Raw genomic sequence first — 16120 nt, forward strand, 5'->3', positions numbered from 1 at the left:
AGAAACGAAGCAATCTCCAATGTATCCATGAATGATGTTTATTGACTGATAAGCGGGTAAATAGCCTCGGGCGTTTGGTTTGCGTCTATTAAAGGAATGTTCTGTTCGCGCGCCATATTTTCAAACCAATCCCCCAGATTACCAGGCCGTCGCTGTTCTCATCCATTTGCGGGGTAGGGCGCGTGCCGTTACGCAGACGTTCGCGCTGTAGTTCAGGACTGATTTGTAAGCAATAAACCCGGTCGAAAAGATCGAACATTCTTATCACATTGCCCGAGCCGCCAAAAACAAAAACATCGTTAAACCGGGCGAGGAAGTTAGATAGTGTTTTCCTGCTCCACAGGAAGGCGTAGCCGCCGTTCAAGGCTTCATCGGCGGTTTCAGGTGCCGGTACCTTTTTGCCATCGCGATCATACCAATTCTCTAAGCCTTCAATTTCTTCGGCATCAAACGCGTTTATTCCTGCTGCTTTTAACTTGCGTGAAACATACGATTTGCCGGAAGCCGACGGGCCGATCACTAATACCTTCATTTGTGAAATGGATAATCGCGTGAATTTAGGAAATAGCCGGGAAAGAAAGCGTTTTACTTAAAGTATAGAGATCCGTTTGATCACCGATTCGGTGCCTACAACAACGCGCACAAAATAAAAGCCGCTGTTTAATTTACCTTTCAGGGTGTATACAGCTTTAAACTCGCCGGGTTCTACATGCTGCGAGAAAAGGTTGATCACCTCGTTACCCAGCACATCCATAATTTTAATGTTAACGTTAGATGCCTTTGAAATAGAGTACTTTAGGTTAATCTGATCGATAACCGGGTTAGGATAAACCTGCACGTTAGTTAGCAGTTTATCTTCGGCATAAGCCGTGGTACTGGTGGTTTTATTTGCTGGTACCGGTATAGGTTTTATAGCCGGAAAATTAACGTGGTAAGTTTTTAGCACGTTCTTGTCCTTTTTACTTAACCTGGTCAGGCGTAATAAGGTGGTGTCGCTTTTTTGTTTAGGAGTAGCAACCATAGTAAAACTCATAAGCATAGCTACTGCAAGCAATAATATACGCGAATAAATTTTAGTATAGTTTTTGTTCATATCTGGTTTATTAATGCAAAAATATAAATAAACCACCGCATATGTTAATACCGGTAGCTACTTTATATGTTATTTTAACAATTTTTAACAAAATTGGTTATATGCTTAGTGTGATTTTAACAATTATTTATACGATAGATAATTAAATAGGTTATACAATTAACATTTTTAATACTTTTGCATCGCTATAATTTAAGAAAGTGTCACAACATAAAGATTTACAGAAGCTAACCGTTGCCGGTCTTCTGATCAGTTTAGGTATCATCTACGGTGATATCGGTACATCCCCTCTATATGTATTTAAAGCTATTGTAGGTCCGCATACAATTAACGAGGTATTGGTGCTTGGCGGTGTTTCGCTTGTTTTTTGGACGCTGACCATGCAAACCACCCTGAAGTATGTAATTATTACTTTAAAAGCCGATAACAAAGGTGAAGGGGGCATTTTCTCGTTATTCTCGCTGGTGCGCCGTAAAGCTAAATGGCTGATAGTGCCGGCCGTATTAGGCGGTTGCGCTTTACTGGCCGACGGCATTATTACCCCGCCCATTACCATTTCATCAGCTATTGAGGGTTTGGAGCCTTTATATCCAAATATCCCCACGGTTTGGATAGTGGCGGCTATAATTACCGTATTGTTTATTATTCAGCAGTTTGGCACATCGCTGGTGGGTAAGGCATTTGGGCCAATTATGTTCCTGTGGTTTACTATGATGGGCGTATTGGGTGTAAGCTATATCTGCCATATGCCATCGATTTTTAAAGCCTTAAATCCGTATTACGCTTATCAGCTTTTAACAAGCAGCTCCAGTCACCAGGCGTTTATTATACTGGGTGCGGTTTTCTTGTGTACTACCGGGGCCGAGGCTTTGTATTCAGACCTGGGCCATTGTGGCCGTAAAAACATTCGCATTAGCTGGATCTATGTAAAAACCTGCTTAGTGTTGAACTACCTGGGCCAGGCAGTTTGGCTGTTACAGCATAACGGCCAAAAAATGGATCTGAACCTTTACAACCCGTTCTTCCAGATCGTGCCAACCCAGTTTTATTATGGTGGTGTCGCCATCGCTACAGCGGCGGCGGTTATTGCCAGCCAGGCTTTAATCTCAGGCTCGTTCACGCTGATATCTGAAGCGGTGCGATTGAACCTTTGGCCAAAAGTGCGCATTAACTATCCAAGCGAGCAAAAAGGCCAACTATACGTACCCAGCATTAACTGGATACTTTGCGCGGGCTGTTTAATAGTGGTGGCGTTGTTCCAACGCTCGGAAAGGATGGAGGCGGCTTACGGTTTAAGTATTACCGTGGCTATGTTAATGACCACTATCCTGGTATCCCGGTTCCTGAAACGGCGCAAGGTGCCATCGTATATTATCAATACATTTTTATTGGTTTACCTGCTAATAGAGGGCACTTTCCTTGCCGGTAACCTGGTTAAATTTATCCATGGAGGCTGGTTTACGCTGACTATTGGCCTGTTCCTGTTCTGCGTAATGTGGACCTGGCACACTGCCCGTAAAATAAGGAACCGGTATGTGAAGTTTGTTGAGATTGAAGATTATTACAACATTTTGCAGGAGTTAAGCGACGATGAAACTGTGCCTAAATACGCATCGCAGCTGATATACCTTACCAGTGCTAATTTCGATTCGGAGGTAGAGTCGAAGATCATTTACTCTATCCTGCAAAAGCAACCTAAGCGTGCCGATGTGTACTGGCTGGTGCACGTGGATGTAATGGACGAACCATACACCCGCGAATACACAGTAGACTTCCTGGTGCCGAACAAGGTGATCCGTATAGATTTTAAACTTGGCTTTAGGGTTGAGCAACAGATTAACCTGCTGTTCCGCAAAGTGGTAGAGGATCTGGTGAAGAAGGGTGAGGTAGAGATTATGAGTAAATATAAATCACTAAACAAGCACAAAATTGTGGGCGACTTCCGTTTTGTGGTGATAGAAAAAGTATTGTCGCGTTCGCACGGGTTATCTTTTTACGAGAACCTGGTGATGAATATCTACAAGCAATTGAAACACCTGAGTTTATCGGAAGAACGCGGTTTTGGGCTCGACCTGAGTTTTGTGACGGTAGAAAAAGTACCGTTAATGCTGGCCAATCCGGAGGAAGTGAAGATTACAAGGATGAATTAATTTTAGTTGGGAAGTCGGAAAGACCGAAAGTCCCGAAGATAGTAATGCAAAAAAGCGATGGGCTATAAACCCATCGCTTTTTTGTTTAGCATACTTTACTATCGTGAATATACACCCGCGAGCGGCGCTTAGTTACCTTATTCAGCTCCCTAATTCTAATATCCTGTCAAATTCGGCGGCTTTTAAAGCCATTACCGATAGGCGGCCCTGGCGCACCAGGCCAATGTCTTTCAGTTGTGGGTCTGCTTTTATTTGTTCGAGGGTAACCGGATTTTTCAAAGACTCTACCGGCGCTAGGTCAACCACTAGCCAGTTCGGGTCGCTGGTGGTAGGGTCCTGGTAGGCCGCTTTTACAACTTTGGCTATGCCCACAACGGCTTTGCCTTCGTTACTGTGGTAATACAGTACCAGGTCGCCTTCCTTCATTTCGCGCAGGTTGTTGCGGGCCTGGTAATTGCGCACGCCATCCCAAAAGGTTCGGCCCTCGCTTAAAAATTTCTCCCAGCTATATTTTACAGGTTCTGACTTGACTAACCAATGGTTCATGTTGACGGTTGATTTTACAGTTGGTAAAAATGCTTAAAAGTGGGGACAATATGAAAATTAATACAGATGGATTATCTTAGTAAACCAATATTACCATGCCGCTTAAAGTAACCCTTTTCCTGATGCTGTTTGCAGTCGACGCTTTTGCCCAAACGCCTAAAGTTAGCAGCGGCGCTATTCAGCATATCGCAAACTTTCCATCTAAGTACGTACCCGCCCGTAATGTGGACGTTTGGCTGCCAGATGGTTATTCGCCATTAAAAAATTATGCGGTAGTTTATATGCAGGATGGCATGGCGCTGTTTGATGCCGGTATTATGTGGAACAAGCAGGAGTGGGGTGTAGATGAAACTATGGGCAGGTTAATTGCAGATGGCAAAATAAAAGATTGCATTGTGGTAGGCATTTGGAATGGCAACGCTAACCGCCACAGCGAATATTTTCCGCAAAAGCCTTTTGAAATGCTGACTGCCCGTCAGCAGGATTCATTGTACAGTATACCGGCGGGAAACGGTAAACTATTTGCCGAAAAGATACAATCCGAAAATTACCTGAAGTTTATGGTGCACGAGTTGAAGCCGTATATCGATAGCCATTATGCAACTTTTACGGATGCGACCAACACCTACGTAATGGGCAGCAGCATGGGCGGGCTGATATCGCTTTATGCTATTTGCGAATACCCCAAAGTGTTTGGCGGCGCGGCCTGCCTTTCCACCCACTGGCCCGGCTTGTTTACGGTAAATAACAACCCTGTACCGGCTGCTTTTATGGCTTATTTGCGTAAGTATTTACCATCGCCAAAAAACCATAAAATTTATTTCGATCACGGCGATGCAACGCTGGACGCAATGTACCAACCCTATCAGCAACAAGTGGATGAAATTATGAAGAAAAAAGGTTTCTCTGCAAATAATTGGTTAAGCAAAGAATTCCCTGGCGCCGACCATTCAGAAAACTCCTGGCGTAAAAGATTAGATGAACCAATGGTGTTTTTGCTTAAAAATTAATTGCATACATTTATGTAAACCAAAACACAATGGACTTTTTGCCTCATCCTGCTGTTAGCGTCCCTGTATTCTATTTGATGATATTTGCACATCTGTTCTCCCTGTATTTTTTGATTGATGTTTTTCGCTCGAAATTTAAAGATACTATGAGCAAGGCATTTTGGATAGTTGTGCTTTTATTTATCCCGTTAATTGGCTCGCTGGTGTACATGCGAACAGGCAAATTGGATAAAGACAAGCTAGTTTAAACAATTCGCTGATACAACTCCCAATAATCATCCACCATTTTATCGCTGCTGAATTTACTCACCGCCCAATCGCGGCAGTAGGCACGGTTTATTGCGCTCACCTGATGTACAGCGTTTACCGCCTCATCCACATTATTTACTAAAAAACCTGTCTTTTCATGTTCGATCAGTTCGGGCATTGAACCTTTGCTGAAGGCAATAACCGGCGTGCCGCATAACATGCTTTCGGCCACACTCATGCCAAAAGGTTCGTTAAAATTAATGGGGTGGAGTAAAGCCAGCGCGTTGCCTAATAGTTCCCTGCGTTTATCAGGCCCGGCATGCCCTACGTATTGTATCTGATCGTTAAGTTCGGGTTCCACCTTGCTTTCGTAATAACCCTCATCCTGTATAATGCCGGCTATCAGCAGTTTGCGCTTACTTTGTTTGGCAATCTGGATGGCCTCGTAGGTGCCTTTATCATGATGGATACGGCCAAAGTATAGCAGGTAATCATCCGGTCTGTCCACAAAATCAAAATTGTTTGGGTCCATGCCATTGTACACCGTAGCCAGGTATTTCAAATCAGGGCTGCGGTCGGCATTGCTGATGGATACATAATGCGATGTATCGTTGTATTTTTTATAAACCGGGATGATCTTTGGCGATGAGAACCCATGTATAGTAGTGATCATCGATGTATGAATAAGTCTGGAATAGGTGAGCGGCAAAAAGTCAAAGTTATTATGGATCAGGTCAAACTCACCGGCCTGCTCCATCAGGTTACTGATGTGCAGGCATTCCAGCACCTTGACATCCTGGGTGCGGTCTTCTTCATAACCCGTAGCGCAAATTGATTTTAACTTGCCAGCGGTAATAGAATCGCCTGTAGCAAACAGGGTTACATCTGCCCCTTTTTTTATAATACCTTCGGCTATAGTGCTGGCAATTTGTTCCCATGGGCCGTAATGCCTGGGCGGTGTGCGCCAGGCAACAGGCGATAATATGGCTATTTTCATTATTTATATTAATGCGTCATTGCGAGGAACGAAACAATCTATAAGCTATACAGGAGTTAGTATAAATCCACCTGTGAATATAGAGATTGCTTCGTACCTCGCAATGACGTTGTGTTTATTACATGTTGAGGTGCGTTAACAGATCTCCATACTTGCGCCAACTTTATTGTATTCGTACTCTAATTCAAAGGCACGTAGTACCGTAAGGTGCGATATCAGGTAGGCCAGCGTGCTTTCGGCGCCCTGATTACGGTTAATACCGGTTGGCAATAAGCCATCGCAGCAGCCTTTTGTTTCATGGTCATACAACGGCGCGCGCAAGGTATTTTCGCCCAGGAACCAGCGATAGCTCAGGAACATTTTTTCAATATATTCCGGCTCGCGGAAGGTTTGGTAAGCTTCAAAATGCATTAATACCATGGCCATGGTTTCAATAGCCTGCTGATCGAAAATAGGGAAGTTGCCGCCGCGATAATACCAGCCATCGTTACCAACAGGACTTAAATACCCATTGGATAAGGTTAGCTTATCCAGGAAGCCCATAGTGGTAAGAGCTATTTTCTTTACTTTTTCATCACCGGTTATTTCGCACGAGTGCAAAAGGGCCAGCGGCAGGATGGCGTTATCATAGGTCATGCCCTCTTCAAACCACTGCCAATCGGGGGTGCTGGTTCTTTCATAGGCTTCAATTAGCGGCCTGGTCAGGTTAATTAATATCCGAACCATGCCCTCATCGGTAGGGAAAACTTTCAGATAGTGGCAAATGCCTATAATAGTGTTTGCCTGCCCCCTGATAAATTTAAGGCTTTCAAAATGCTGGATAGACCGGCGGAAGATCTCGATAGCGAACTCCTGGTACGAATTATTAGGTGCGCAGCCTATCAAATATCCCAGGGCCCATATGGTGCGGCCAAATGAATCTTCAGACCCTACGTCATCTAAATACTGGCGGCTAAAACTCAGGAAGTTCCTGAAGTTGCCGTCGTCGGTTTGCATATAGTGAATATAGCTGAGATAAATAGGCAGCAGGCGTAAAGCCTCGGCGCTTTTATTACGCTGGTAAGCCATTAGCGCCATAATCAGCGCACGGGCATTATCATCTAAACAATAGCCCTCTTTTAAATTGGGGATACCAAACTTGGCATGCTGTACAATCCCGGTATCATCAGTTAAACGGGTTACATGCGCCAGGCTAAACTTGGGCAGTATCTCTGGGTCAACAATGCTGTTCTTCAATACCTTGGCGCTAAAATCGTGCGTACGGCACGATTCCTGAGCTACCCTTATAAACTCAGCACCAATTTTTGGGTAACGCAGGTGCAGGCCATATTCGTAGGCGTTTTCTTTAAGCTGGCGTAATACAGCTTTATTTCCCAAAAGGTCGTTAATGGTTATAGCTAATTGTTCGTGGTCCTTAAAATCGAACAACCGGCCACGGTTATGGGCCAGCAATTCGGTAGCGTGCCAGTAGGGGGTAGAAACCACCGCTGCGCCTGCGCCAATGGCGTATGATAATGTCCCGCTGGTGATCTGCGCTTCGTTCAGATAGGGGGTAACATATACTTCGGCAGCTGTAAGATAATTGATCAGCTCGGCATCGCTCACAAACTTATTAATGAAGGCCAGGTGTTGCGATACCCCAAGTTGTGCTGCCAGGCTTTTTAAATGATCGCGGTATTCCTCGCCCGAGTGTTTTAATACGCCGGGATGGGTATTGCCCAATATCACATACATCACATCGGGGTGTTTGGCTACAATGGCGGGTAATGCCTTTATTACAGTTTCCAAGCCTTTATTACGGCTCAGTAAACCAAATGTCAGCAGCACCCGGTGATTTTTAAAAGCGGCCAGGTTTTTTACCGGGTTATCTGCAATGGCTTCCAGATCGGGCACACCATGTTCTATAATTTGTATCCGGTCTAAAGGTATTTCATAAATAGTTGTCAGAAATTCAACCGCCCGTTTGCTCATTACAATAATTTTTGACGACTGTTCGGCAATTTCACGGATGATCACTTTTTGTACATAGCTCGGCTCGCGCAGCACGGTATGAAGTATAGATATCAGCGGTTTTTCCAAACGCTTTAATAAGGGCAAAATATATATACCGCTTTCGCCGCCGTAAATGCCGAACTCGTGCTCCAGGATGCAAACATCAGCATCACTGGTGTTAACGTAATTAGCAGCACGGATATAATCTTTCTGATGGTTTTGGCGTATTACATAACTAACTTCCTTGGGGTATTCATATTCCTGTATGGTATCGGCGTCGTTCACCGCAACAACAAAACCACCCTGCGACGGCTCCTGCCGTTTAGGAAAATTACTGTTAATGGCAGTCATTAAGTTTTGGTTAAACGTAGCGATCCCGCATTCACGCGGCGGGTAAGTGGATATATATGCGATTTTCATAAGTATATGTATAGTTCAGATTGTTGTATTTTCTAATTTTTCTGACACGAGTGGCTTAAAAAAAGGGCATCAATATACATTCAGCGCAGGTTTTTCCAGTATGAAAGCCCTTGTGGTAGTAAGCCACGGTATATTTTGCACAAACCGTACCAAGATGAAAAGCGGATGAAAAAATGAATGGGGCTAAGTGGGTTTAACCACGAAAACGCGCAAAGCCATTGTGAAAACTGGCTCCTTATTGTAGCATCTGTACATCGCCTAATTATCTAAAATTATTTATTATTATTTATAATTATTCGAAAGGGCCGTTAATTTATTCCAAATTATTCAAAAAATTCGCTTTTTATCCGCGTTTGAATTTGGCATATTGTAATAAGTTCTTTGAAAGATGGCAGCGCGTTAAAAAGATGCTTAATTGCCAAAATTCAACAGGAAAAGACCAATGTTTGCAAAACATGCCGGGTTAATACTGCGTAAATATTGGGGGTAATTCCGCGGCTATTTGCCGTCCCATTTGATTTTTGGAATGCGGTGCAACCCGGAGTTCGGGCGATTATAAGATCAGGTAGCAGTAGATGCTAAGATTGTACAATATTAGCCGTGCTTACATAGCTCCCAGGGAGCAGACAAGGGTTGAATGATCAGGCGAAATATTCTACCGCTTCTATAATAACACTGCAAGCTTGTTCAATTTGTTCAGCAGTTATTACCAGCGGTGGCGCAATGCGCATGGAGTTGCTGCAATGTAAAAACCAATCGGTAATCACGCCGTTGGATATACAGCGGTCTATGATCTTTTTATTCAAGTCGAAGCTTTCAAATTCGGCCGCCAGCATCAGGCCTTTGCCGCGTACTTGCTTTATAGCCGGGTGTATCAGTAACTCGCGGAACAGCGCTTCTTTTTCGCCTACCGTAGCAATCAGTTGTTCGTTCAGGATAACCTCCAAGGCTGCCAGTCCGGCTGCGCAGCATACCGGGTGACCGCCAAAAGTGGTGATATGCCCCAGCATCGGGTTTTCCTTCAGGGCATCCATTATCTGGTTGGATGCGATGAAGGCGCCCAATGGCATACCGCCGCCTAATGCTTTAGCTAATACCAAAATATCGGGCACTATGCCATAATGTTCAAAGGCAAATAACTTACCTGTGCGGCCCATAGCGGCTTGTATCTCGTCGAGCACTAAAAGGGTCCCGGTTTGTTGGCAGCGGGCATTAAGGGCCTGCATATAGGTAATATCCGGTACGCGGATGCCGGCTTCACCCTGTACGGTTTCAATAACTACGCAGGCGGTTTGTGTAGTTATTAATTTCAGGTCATCTACATTGTTAAAACGAATGAAGCCGGTACCGGGTAACAAAGGGCGGTAAGCTTGCTTATATTCCTCGTTACCCATAATGCTTAGGGCACCCTGGGTGCTGCCATGGTATGAGTCATAACAGGCTAATACTTCCCGCCTGTCGGTATAGCGTTTGGCCAGTTTCATTGCCCCTTCAACAGCCTCGGCACCCGAGTTGACAAAGTAAATGGATTGCAAAGTATCAGGCAGAAGCGACACCAGTTTTTCGGCCAGCTTTACCTGCGGCGATTGCACATATTCGCCATAAACCATTAGGTGCAGGTATTTATCAAGCTGTGTTTTAATAGCTTCAATAACATAGGGGTGCCCGTGCCCGGTATTACTTACCCCAATGCCTGCTATCAGGTCGATATAAGGTTTATTGTCCTTATCGTACAGATATACGCCTTCAGCCCGCTCAAATTCTAGCAGTAATGGGAAATTGGTGGTTTGGGCATTATTGGCTAAAAAAAGTTGGCGCAAGGTAAGCATGGTGCAAAAGTAGTTTTTTGCAATGAGTTTGCAGGCATAGCGCTATAAATCCGGGATCGAAATTCCGGCATCCGAAATCAAAAAGTTATCTTTGCTGCATGCATCACAACATGAACGCCAAATCGCCAAAGGAATCTTACACGATAATGAACGAATTGGTATTACCTAACGATACCAATACGCTGAACAACCTGATGGGTGGGCGTTTACTGCATTGGATGGATATTGCCGCGGCTATTTCAGGTCAAAAGCATTGCAACCGCACGGTAGTTACCGCATCTGTTGATAACGTATCGTTCAAACATCCCATAAAATTGGGCGATGTGGTGAGTATAGAAGCTAAAGTAACCCGCTCATTTAATACTTCGGTAGAAGTACGTTTAGATGTATGGGCGCAAAATATACCATCCGGTACAAAAGTAAAAAGTAATGAAGCCTATTATACCTTTGTAGCGCTTGATGCGAACGGTAAAACTGTACCCGTGCCGGAATTAAAGCCAGAGACGGAAGAAGAACTCAATTTATTCGATGGCGCACTTCGCCGTCGCCAGTTAAGGTTAATATTAAGCGGCAAAATGAACCCGGACGATGCTACCGAACTGAAGGCATTATTCTTTGCGGCAAAATCATAAACAGCTCAATTCCTGTTGCTGATAGTATTAAAATCAACTGTATAAATATCGCCAAGCCCATTGCCCGCGCTTTGCAGGTGTTTGTTAAACTGCTTAATGTTTTCTGGCCTCGAGGGAGGAGCTATCCATTTACTACGCGTGCTGCCAAAATAAAATATCCTTTTATCCGGGGTAACTTTAGGCGCCCATTCTATCCCGTCGGAATTTAAGGGTTCGGGCAATCGTTTGGCTTTGGTCCATATACCGTTGCGGTTATAGCTCATATAAAAATCAAGTCCTGACAGATCTTTTGGTGTTGAATTATAAATAAGGAAACTTTCATCGGGCGCTATGTAGCACTCATATTCATTACCTGGGCCATTAATAGCAGCCCCTAAATTTTCTGCTTTTTGGTATTTTCCGTTCACTAAGCGGCAACGGTAAATATCGCTGCCACCCTTACCGCCCTTGCGCGGCGATCCAAAATAAATGGTGCCGTTATCGGCCAGGGTAGGGTAATATTCGTCGGCATCGCTATTCACCGGCGCATCTAAATGTATAGGCTGGCTCCAACCATTTGCAGTTAATACAACTTTCCATATATCGGTATCGTTTTTTGGCGACCCGTTACCCTTAACAGGGCGGTTTGACATAAAATAGATAGCCTGCCCATCATTTGTTACAAATGGGTCGGCGTCCATATATTTCCCTGAAAAGTAAGCCACTTCCGGTTCAGTCCATTTATGGTTGCGGAAATAGGATACACATATAGCCGAAACTTTCAGATCGTTACTGGTTTTGATAAAATACAACGTATCGCAACTTGGCGAAAAAGCCCCGTGCGATTCGTAATCGCCTTTGCTGATGATGCCCTCCTGAAAGATTTGTGGTTGTATACTTTTGCGGGTTTGAGCATTCACCAGGTTAACTGAAATCAAAACTAATACTGACAAATATATTTTCATACGGATACTGCTTATATACTTCAAAATTAGAAGGTATAACACTACGATAAAAAATAGGTTTTAAAGTATCCGTAAGATGGGCTATAAAAAATAAAGGGTTATCACCACAAATTGGTAATTACTTTGTTATTAAGATATTAGTAATAGTAACCCGCTTATTATACATGCCGCCATGAAGACTTTTATTCACAACCGTTCCATAATTGCTTGTATAGCATTATCAGTTATTTTGCTTGCGGCATGTAATCATAATAAAGTAAACGATGGTGATATCACACAACCTGCCAATAACGGCGGCACAGCTGGTACTGGCGCGCCCGTTGAAACTGCCGCTAAAGTAGCACCCAACCAGGCCCCTGCATTTGACGGACAAACCCGTGTAGGCAGTGTTAAAACAACCACTGCAATTAAAGTGAGCATTATCACCAGTAGCCTGTCGTATCCCTGGGGATTGGCATTTTTGCCTGATGGGCGCATGCTGGTAACCGAGAAACCAGGTCGCATACGTATTGTAACTACCAGCGGAGCAATTGGAAATCCAATAACCGGGGTGCCACTGGTAAGTTATGCCGGCGAAAGCGGTTTGTTAAGTATAGCGTTAGATCCTGACTTTGCTACCAGCCGGATGGTGTTCTGGACATTTACCGAAACGGTGACAGGCGGTGTTACTATGAGCGTGGCTAAAGGCAAATTATCGGCCGATGAAACGGCTTTTGAAAACGTGCAAGTGATCTATCGGGCCACACCTGCTTATAATGGCACCACTAACCATAAAGGGTCTAATTTATTGTTTGATAGTCAGGGGCGGTTATATGTGAGTTTTGGTGAACATTCTGCCGATGATATTCGCGTGCAGGCGCAATCGCTGGGTGCTACCATAGGTAAAATTATACGCATTAATAAAGATGGTACGGCCGCTGCCGGTAACCCCTTTGCCGGCACAGCTGGCGCCAAACCGGAGATATGGTCGCTGGGGCATCGCAATCCGCAAGGCCTGGCCTGGAATCCAGTGACTGGCGATTTATGGGAGAGTGAACATGGCCCCCAGGCAGGTGATGAGATTAACCTTATAAAAGCCGGGGGAAATTATGGCTGGCCAACCATTGCTTACGGACTGGAATACAGCGGGGCCAAAGTGGGCAACGGTACCCAGCAAGCCGGAATGGAGCAACCTGTTTATTACTGGGACCCCGCCATCGCGCCAAGCGGAATAACTTTTTATACCGGCAGCCTTATCCCCGAATGGCGCAATAACCTGTTTGTAGCCGCACTAAAAGGCATGCATATTGTCCGGCTGGTAATTAAAGATAACAAAGTTATTGGCGAAGAACGCCTGCTGGCAGATCAGGGCCAGCGTTTCCGCAAAGTAGTGCAAGGGCCAGATGGCGCTTTATACGCCATAACCGATATGGCACAGGGTAGAATTTACCGGATTGGGATATAAAGGAATTATCTCCATCTTTAGGCATGCCTTTTTATAGTGACCTGTTCATTTATTTATTCCTGCTAAGTGGGGTTATTATAAGCTATACCACCCGTAAATTAACATTAGCCGGTGCTATTACAGGCGGCCTGGTTGGTTTGTTAATTTATAAAGGTGCGGGTTATAGTGGCTTGCTCATGATGTCTTTTTTCTTCATTGCCGGGTCATGGGCTACGGGGTGGCATAGTCAAGATAAACAAACTATACCTACAGTCGAAAATGATAATAGCCCACGCACAGCCGGACAGGTTGTGGCCAATGGCGGTGTGGCTGCTATACTTGGTGGCGTAACCTGGTGCATGCCTCAATATATTACCTTAATGCAATTAATGATAGCCGGCAGCCTGGCATCGGCTACTGCTGATACTTTATCATCTGAACTGGGTACAGTTTACGGGCGAAATTTTTATAATGTTTTAACTTTCAGAAAAGACCAGCGCGGGTTAGACGGCGTAGTGAGTCTGGAAGGTACGCTAACTGGCGTTTTAGGGGCGGGTTTTATAGCCGTTATCTACGCCTTGTTCTTTGGTTGGGGATGGCCTGTGTGCTGGGTTATTATCGCCGGCACTATAGGTAACCTGGCCGATTCTGTTTTAGGTGCCGCGCTTGAGCGTAAACACCTGATTGGAAACAACCTGGTTAACTTTTTGAACACGCTGGTTGGAGCGGCAGTTTGCGGTCTCCTGATATATCTGGTATAATTAAGCCTCTACTTTCTTTTCACGGGCAAACAAGCTACGATGGCCTCAATTACCCGTTTTGTTTCTTCGGGGCCTTTTACCTGTATGCAATCTACACCGGTAGTGCGGGCAGGATGATCGTTACCGCCGTCAAACAAGGCATCACCTATAAAAATCATTTCTGATATCTTAATATCAAGCACCTTTTTAAGCTTGCGTATACCGTAGGCTTTATCAATACCCGGTTTGGTAACATCAATAGAAGTAGCGCCGCCCATTTGTACGGAGAATTCTTTTAGCGATTTATCCAGCCGAAGCTTAATTTTTTTGCGCTTTGTGAAATTGGGGTCCCATTTTTTCTTTTCTTCAAGCGGCGCCTGCTGACCGAGGGCTGAAAAGGTGATCTGGCTACCACGGTCTTCAATTTGTTCGCCCCAGGTTTTCTTAGCTTTAAAACCCGAAGCTACTACTGCCTGATTAAGATTGGTGATGATCCTGGTTTTTTCTTCATCGGTAAAGTTTTCGGCATATAATTGCTTCCAGCCTTTTTTGTACTGGTAAAATTTGGTGCCGCAGGTAGGTAAAATAGCTAAGCGTTTTAATGATTTACCGGCCGGTAAATAACTTAATACCTGTTTTTCAAACTGCGGCCAATCGCCGCCTGAAATAATTGATACCCTGGCTACCTTTAACAGGTTGCTTAAAATCTCAGCCATCTCTTTATCAATGGCCGATTTACTTTCGGCCAGCGTACCATCCAAATCGAATATGATAAGTTTCTTCATGTCGGTATAAGAACACGGAAATACAGAAGGTTGTTTACGCTATTGCTTTTTGATCTCCACCCGGCGGTTCAACGCGCGACTTGCTTCATCGATATTTTTTGATATCGGGTTGGCTTCACCGTAACCTTTGGCGATTAAAATATCGCCGCTTACGCCGCTGTTAACTAAATATGTTTTTACCGAGTTGGCGCGCTCCTGCGAAAGGGCCAGGTTATGTTCGTCAGTGCCCTCGTTTGAAGCATAGCCATTAAGCATAAATTTAACTGATGGGTCTTTTTTCAGTTCGGCGGCAGCTTTATCTAAAATGGGATAAGCGCTGGTTTTTAATACAGCCGAATTGAACTCAAATTGGATATTCTTAAAGTTATAATCAGGCTTTGGCGCTGGTGGCGGTGCCATTTCCGCGGCCTGTTGCTGTACAGGTTCAGTTTTTTTTGAATCAGGTACTACTTGTGGTTTCACTGGTTCTTCAGCAGGCGCAGGCTTTTGTACCAGCGGTTTTTTCGATTTGCAAGCAGGTGCGACGGTTACGGCCAATAAAACAGCAGAAATAATGGTTATATTTTTTATAGAAGTCATGAATAATTGTTTGGTTCCAGGTTTTAACGCTTTTTGCATAGGCGATATTGTTTTATAGCCGGCGGTGAGGCTATTGGACATAAGTAAATTTTTTAAAAAAAGTGTATGTAAAAAGCGTACCTTTGCCAACTTATTTTATTGAAAATAAAGTGCTTAATAATTGTGCTTTGCAATCAATGATGAAGAACTAAGAGAATTTGTGATATGAAAAAAATTGTTGATTACAGAAAATTATTAGGCGTTGCCAAAGAAGCGGAACTGCAGGAACTGAAAACGGTTTACCGTAGCTTAATGAAAACCTGGCACCCCGACAAGTTTAACGATAATGCCGAACTTAAACTGGAGGCCGAAGAAAAAAGCAAAACCATTATTGAAGCTTATCACTTTTTGGTAAGCATAGCCCCTGAAACCGTAGCGCAAACTTTTGGCGCTTATACCGAAACTGTGACTTTGGCTAATATTGCCGATTTTGAATACAAATCGCAAGTATTACGGGTTGATTTTACCGATGGTAATTCTTACGAGTATTTCGACGTGCCCAAAGCAGTTTATGTAAAACTCATCAATGCCGATTCGCCCGGCAGGTTTGCACGCAGGCATATTTTTAACGAATATGTTTATCGCAGTGTAAGCAAACTGGTGGCGACAGCCTAAACAAATAGAGACGGCTACAATTCCTTTATTAAGCTGCCTATATATGCGGGAGATTGCTTCGTTCTTGGCAATGCCGC

General features: G+C 44.2%; 16 protein-coding genes. 7 read left to right on the top strand and 9 right to left on the bottom strand.

The features are described 5' to 3' along the window. Positions 1-88 precede the first annotated feature (88 nt). Together IRJ18_RS02985 and IRJ18_RS02990 are read right to left on the bottom strand one after the other, a co-directional pair. Entirely contained in the window at positions 89-532 is a 444-nt protein-coding gene (locus tag IRJ18_RS02985) for a nucleoside/nucleotide kinase family protein (protein ID WP_194104714.1), read from the bottom strand. A 57-nt stretch (positions 533-589) separates the two neighbouring features. Beyond that, positions 590-1093, bottom strand: a complete 504-nt coding sequence (locus IRJ18_RS02990; RefSeq protein ID WP_194104715.1) for a T9SS type A sorting domain-containing protein — start codon at positions 1091-1093, stop codon at positions 590-592. Between the two features lie 200 nt (positions 1094-1293). Here IRJ18_RS02990 and IRJ18_RS02995 point away from each other — a divergent pair, with 200 nt between their 5' ends. Continuing rightward, a complete protein-coding gene (locus tag IRJ18_RS02995; protein ID WP_194104716.1) occupies positions 1294-3243 on the top strand; it encodes a KUP/HAK/KT family potassium transporter in 1950 nt (649 codons plus the stop codon). Between the two features lie 141 nt (positions 3244-3384). Here the strand turns inward: IRJ18_RS02995 and IRJ18_RS03000 are convergent, their stop codons facing one another. Next, positions 3385-3789 (bottom strand): EVE domain-containing protein, encoded by a 405-nt coding sequence (locus tag IRJ18_RS03000; protein ID WP_194104717.1) that lies wholly within the window; start codon positions 3787-3789, stop codon positions 3385-3387. A gap of 95 nt (positions 3790-3884) precedes the next feature. Here IRJ18_RS03000 and IRJ18_RS03005 point away from each other — a divergent pair, with 95 nt between their 5' ends. Continuing rightward, on the top strand, positions 3885-4799 hold the full coding sequence (locus IRJ18_RS03005; RefSeq protein WP_194104718.1) for an alpha/beta hydrolase: 915 nt from the start codon (positions 3885-3887) through the stop codon (positions 4797-4799). Positions 4800-4876: 77 nt separating this feature from the next. After that, positions 4877-5047, top strand: coding sequence for a PLDc N-terminal domain-containing protein (locus IRJ18_RS21265; RefSeq protein ID WP_377095100.1), 171 nt, complete (start codon positions 4877-4879; stop codon positions 5045-5047). On the opposite strand, the gene IRJ18_RS03015 is transcribed toward IRJ18_RS21265, so the two are convergent. The 3 genes from IRJ18_RS03015 to IRJ18_RS03025 all read right to left on the bottom strand — a co-directional run bounded on the left by IRJ18_RS03015 (position 5044) and on the right by IRJ18_RS03025 (position 10286). Further along, positions 5044-6045 carry a glycosyltransferase family 4 protein gene (locus tag IRJ18_RS03015; RefSeq protein ID WP_194104720.1) on the bottom strand — a complete coding sequence of 334 codons (1002 nt, stop codon included), beginning with the start codon at positions 6043-6045 and terminating at the stop codon, positions 5044-5046. The two genes, IRJ18_RS21265 and IRJ18_RS03015, sit on opposite strands and share 4 nt — an antisense overlap. 135 nt (positions 6046-6180) lie before the next feature. Continuing rightward, entirely contained in the window at positions 6181-8457 is a 2277-nt protein-coding gene (locus IRJ18_RS03020) for a glycosyltransferase family 4 protein (RefSeq protein WP_194104721.1), read from the bottom strand. 641 nt (positions 8458-9098) lie between these two features. Next, a complete protein-coding gene (locus tag IRJ18_RS03025; protein WP_194104722.1) occupies positions 9099-10286 on the bottom strand; it encodes an aspartate aminotransferase family protein in 1188 nt (395 codons plus the stop codon). Positions 10287-10396: 110 nt separating this feature from the next. Here IRJ18_RS03025 and IRJ18_RS03030 point away from each other — a divergent pair, with 110 nt between their 5' ends. Continuing rightward, the gene (locus IRJ18_RS03030) at positions 10397-10918 is read left to right on the top strand and encodes an acyl-CoA thioesterase (protein WP_194106623.1); all 522 of its coding nucleotides are present in this window, start codon (positions 10397-10399) and stop codon (positions 10916-10918) included. Between the two features lie 5 nt (positions 10919-10923). Here the strand turns inward: IRJ18_RS03030 and IRJ18_RS03035 are convergent, their stop codons facing one another. Then, positions 10924-11862, bottom strand: a complete 939-nt coding sequence (locus IRJ18_RS03035) for a TolB-like translocation protein (protein ID WP_194104723.1) — start codon at positions 11860-11862, stop codon at positions 10924-10926. A 172-nt stretch (positions 11863-12034) separates the two neighbouring features. Here IRJ18_RS03035 and IRJ18_RS03040 point away from each other — a divergent pair, with 172 nt between their 5' ends. Together IRJ18_RS03040 and IRJ18_RS03045 are read left to right on the top strand one after the other, a co-directional pair. Further along, on the top strand, positions 12035-13306 hold the full coding sequence (locus tag IRJ18_RS03040; RefSeq protein WP_194104724.1) for a PQQ-dependent sugar dehydrogenase: 1272 nt from the start codon (positions 12035-12037) through the stop codon (positions 13304-13306). A 23-nt stretch (positions 13307-13329) separates the two neighbouring features. Then, positions 13330-14046: a DUF92 domain-containing protein gene (locus tag IRJ18_RS03045; protein WP_194104725.1), complete on the top strand. Its 717-nt coding sequence runs from the start codon at positions 13330-13332 to the stop codon at positions 14044-14046. 8 nt (positions 14047-14054) lie between these two features. Here IRJ18_RS03045 and IRJ18_RS03050 read toward each other — a convergent pair whose 3' ends face one another. Both IRJ18_RS03050 and IRJ18_RS03055 read right to left on the bottom strand, forming a co-directional pair. Beyond that, positions 14055-14810: an HAD-IIB family hydrolase gene (locus tag IRJ18_RS03050; RefSeq protein ID WP_194104726.1), complete on the bottom strand. Its 756-nt coding sequence runs from the start codon at positions 14808-14810 to the stop codon at positions 14055-14057. Positions 14811-14849: 39 nt separating this feature from the next. Then, on the bottom strand, positions 14850-15470 hold the full coding sequence (locus IRJ18_RS03055; RefSeq protein WP_228072503.1) for an OmpA family protein: 621 nt from the start codon (positions 15468-15470) through the stop codon (positions 14850-14852). Between the two features lie 123 nt (positions 15471-15593). Here IRJ18_RS03055 and IRJ18_RS03060 point away from each other — a divergent pair, with 123 nt between their 5' ends. Further along, positions 15594-16043, top strand: a complete 450-nt coding sequence (locus IRJ18_RS03060) for a KTSC domain-containing protein (RefSeq protein ID WP_194104727.1) — start codon at positions 15594-15596, stop codon at positions 16041-16043. Positions 16044-16120: the final 77 nt, after the last annotated feature.

Origin of the sequence: Mucilaginibacter boryungensis (assembly GCF_015221995.1) — a bacterium.
GTDB lineage: Bacteria > Bacteroidota > Bacteroidia > Sphingobacteriales > Sphingobacteriaceae > Mucilaginibacter > Mucilaginibacter boryungensis.

Coding starts and splice junctions, on each gene's coding strand:
- IRJ18_RS02985 (WP_194104714.1), bottom strand. CDS start 532: ATGAAGGTATTAGTGATCGGCCCGTCGGCTTCCGGCAAATCGTATGTT.
- IRJ18_RS02990 (WP_194104715.1), bottom strand. CDS start 1,093: ATGAACAAAAACTATACTAAAATTTATTCGCGTATATTATTGCTTGCA.
- IRJ18_RS03000 (WP_194104717.1), bottom strand. CDS start 3,789: ATGAACCATTGGTTAGTCAAGTCAGAACCTGTAAAATATAGCTGGGAG.
- IRJ18_RS03005 (WP_194104718.1), top strand. CDS start 3,885: ATGCCGCTTAAAGTAACCCTTTTCCTGATGCTGTTTGCAGTCGACGCT.
- IRJ18_RS21265 (WP_377095100.1), top strand. CDS start 4,877: ATGATATTTGCACATCTGTTCTCCCTGTATTTTTTGATTGATGTTTTT.
- IRJ18_RS03015 (WP_194104720.1), bottom strand. CDS start 6,045: ATGAAAATAGCCATATTATCGCCTGTTGCCTGGCGCACACCGCCCAGG.
- IRJ18_RS03020 (WP_194104721.1), bottom strand. CDS start 8,457: ATGAAAATCGCATATATATCCACTTACCCGCCGCGTGAATGCGGGATC.
- IRJ18_RS03025 (WP_194104722.1), bottom strand. CDS start 10,286: ATGCTTACCTTGCGCCAACTTTTTTTAGCCAATAATGCCCAAACCACC.
- IRJ18_RS03030 (WP_194106623.1), top strand. CDS start 10,397: ATGAACGCCAAATCGCCAAAGGAATCTTACACGATAATGAACGAATTG.
- IRJ18_RS03035 (WP_194104723.1), bottom strand. CDS start 11,862: ATGAAAATATATTTGTCAGTATTAGTTTTGATTTCAGTTAACCTGGTG.
- IRJ18_RS03040 (WP_194104724.1), top strand. CDS start 12,035: ATGAAGACTTTTATTCACAACCGTTCCATAATTGCTTGTATAGCATTA.
- IRJ18_RS03045 (WP_194104725.1), top strand. CDS start 13,330: ATGCCTTTTTATAGTGACCTGTTCATTTATTTATTCCTGCTAAGTGGG.
- IRJ18_RS03050 (WP_194104726.1), bottom strand. CDS start 14,810: ATGAAGAAACTTATCATATTCGATTTGGATGGTACGCTGGCCGAAAGT.
- IRJ18_RS03055 (WP_228072503.1), bottom strand. CDS start 15,470: ATGTCCAATAGCCTCACCGCCGGCTATAAAACAATATCGCCTATGCAA.
- IRJ18_RS03060 (WP_194104727.1), top strand. CDS start 15,594: ATGAAAAAAATTGTTGATTACAGAAAATTATTAGGCGTTGCCAAAGAA.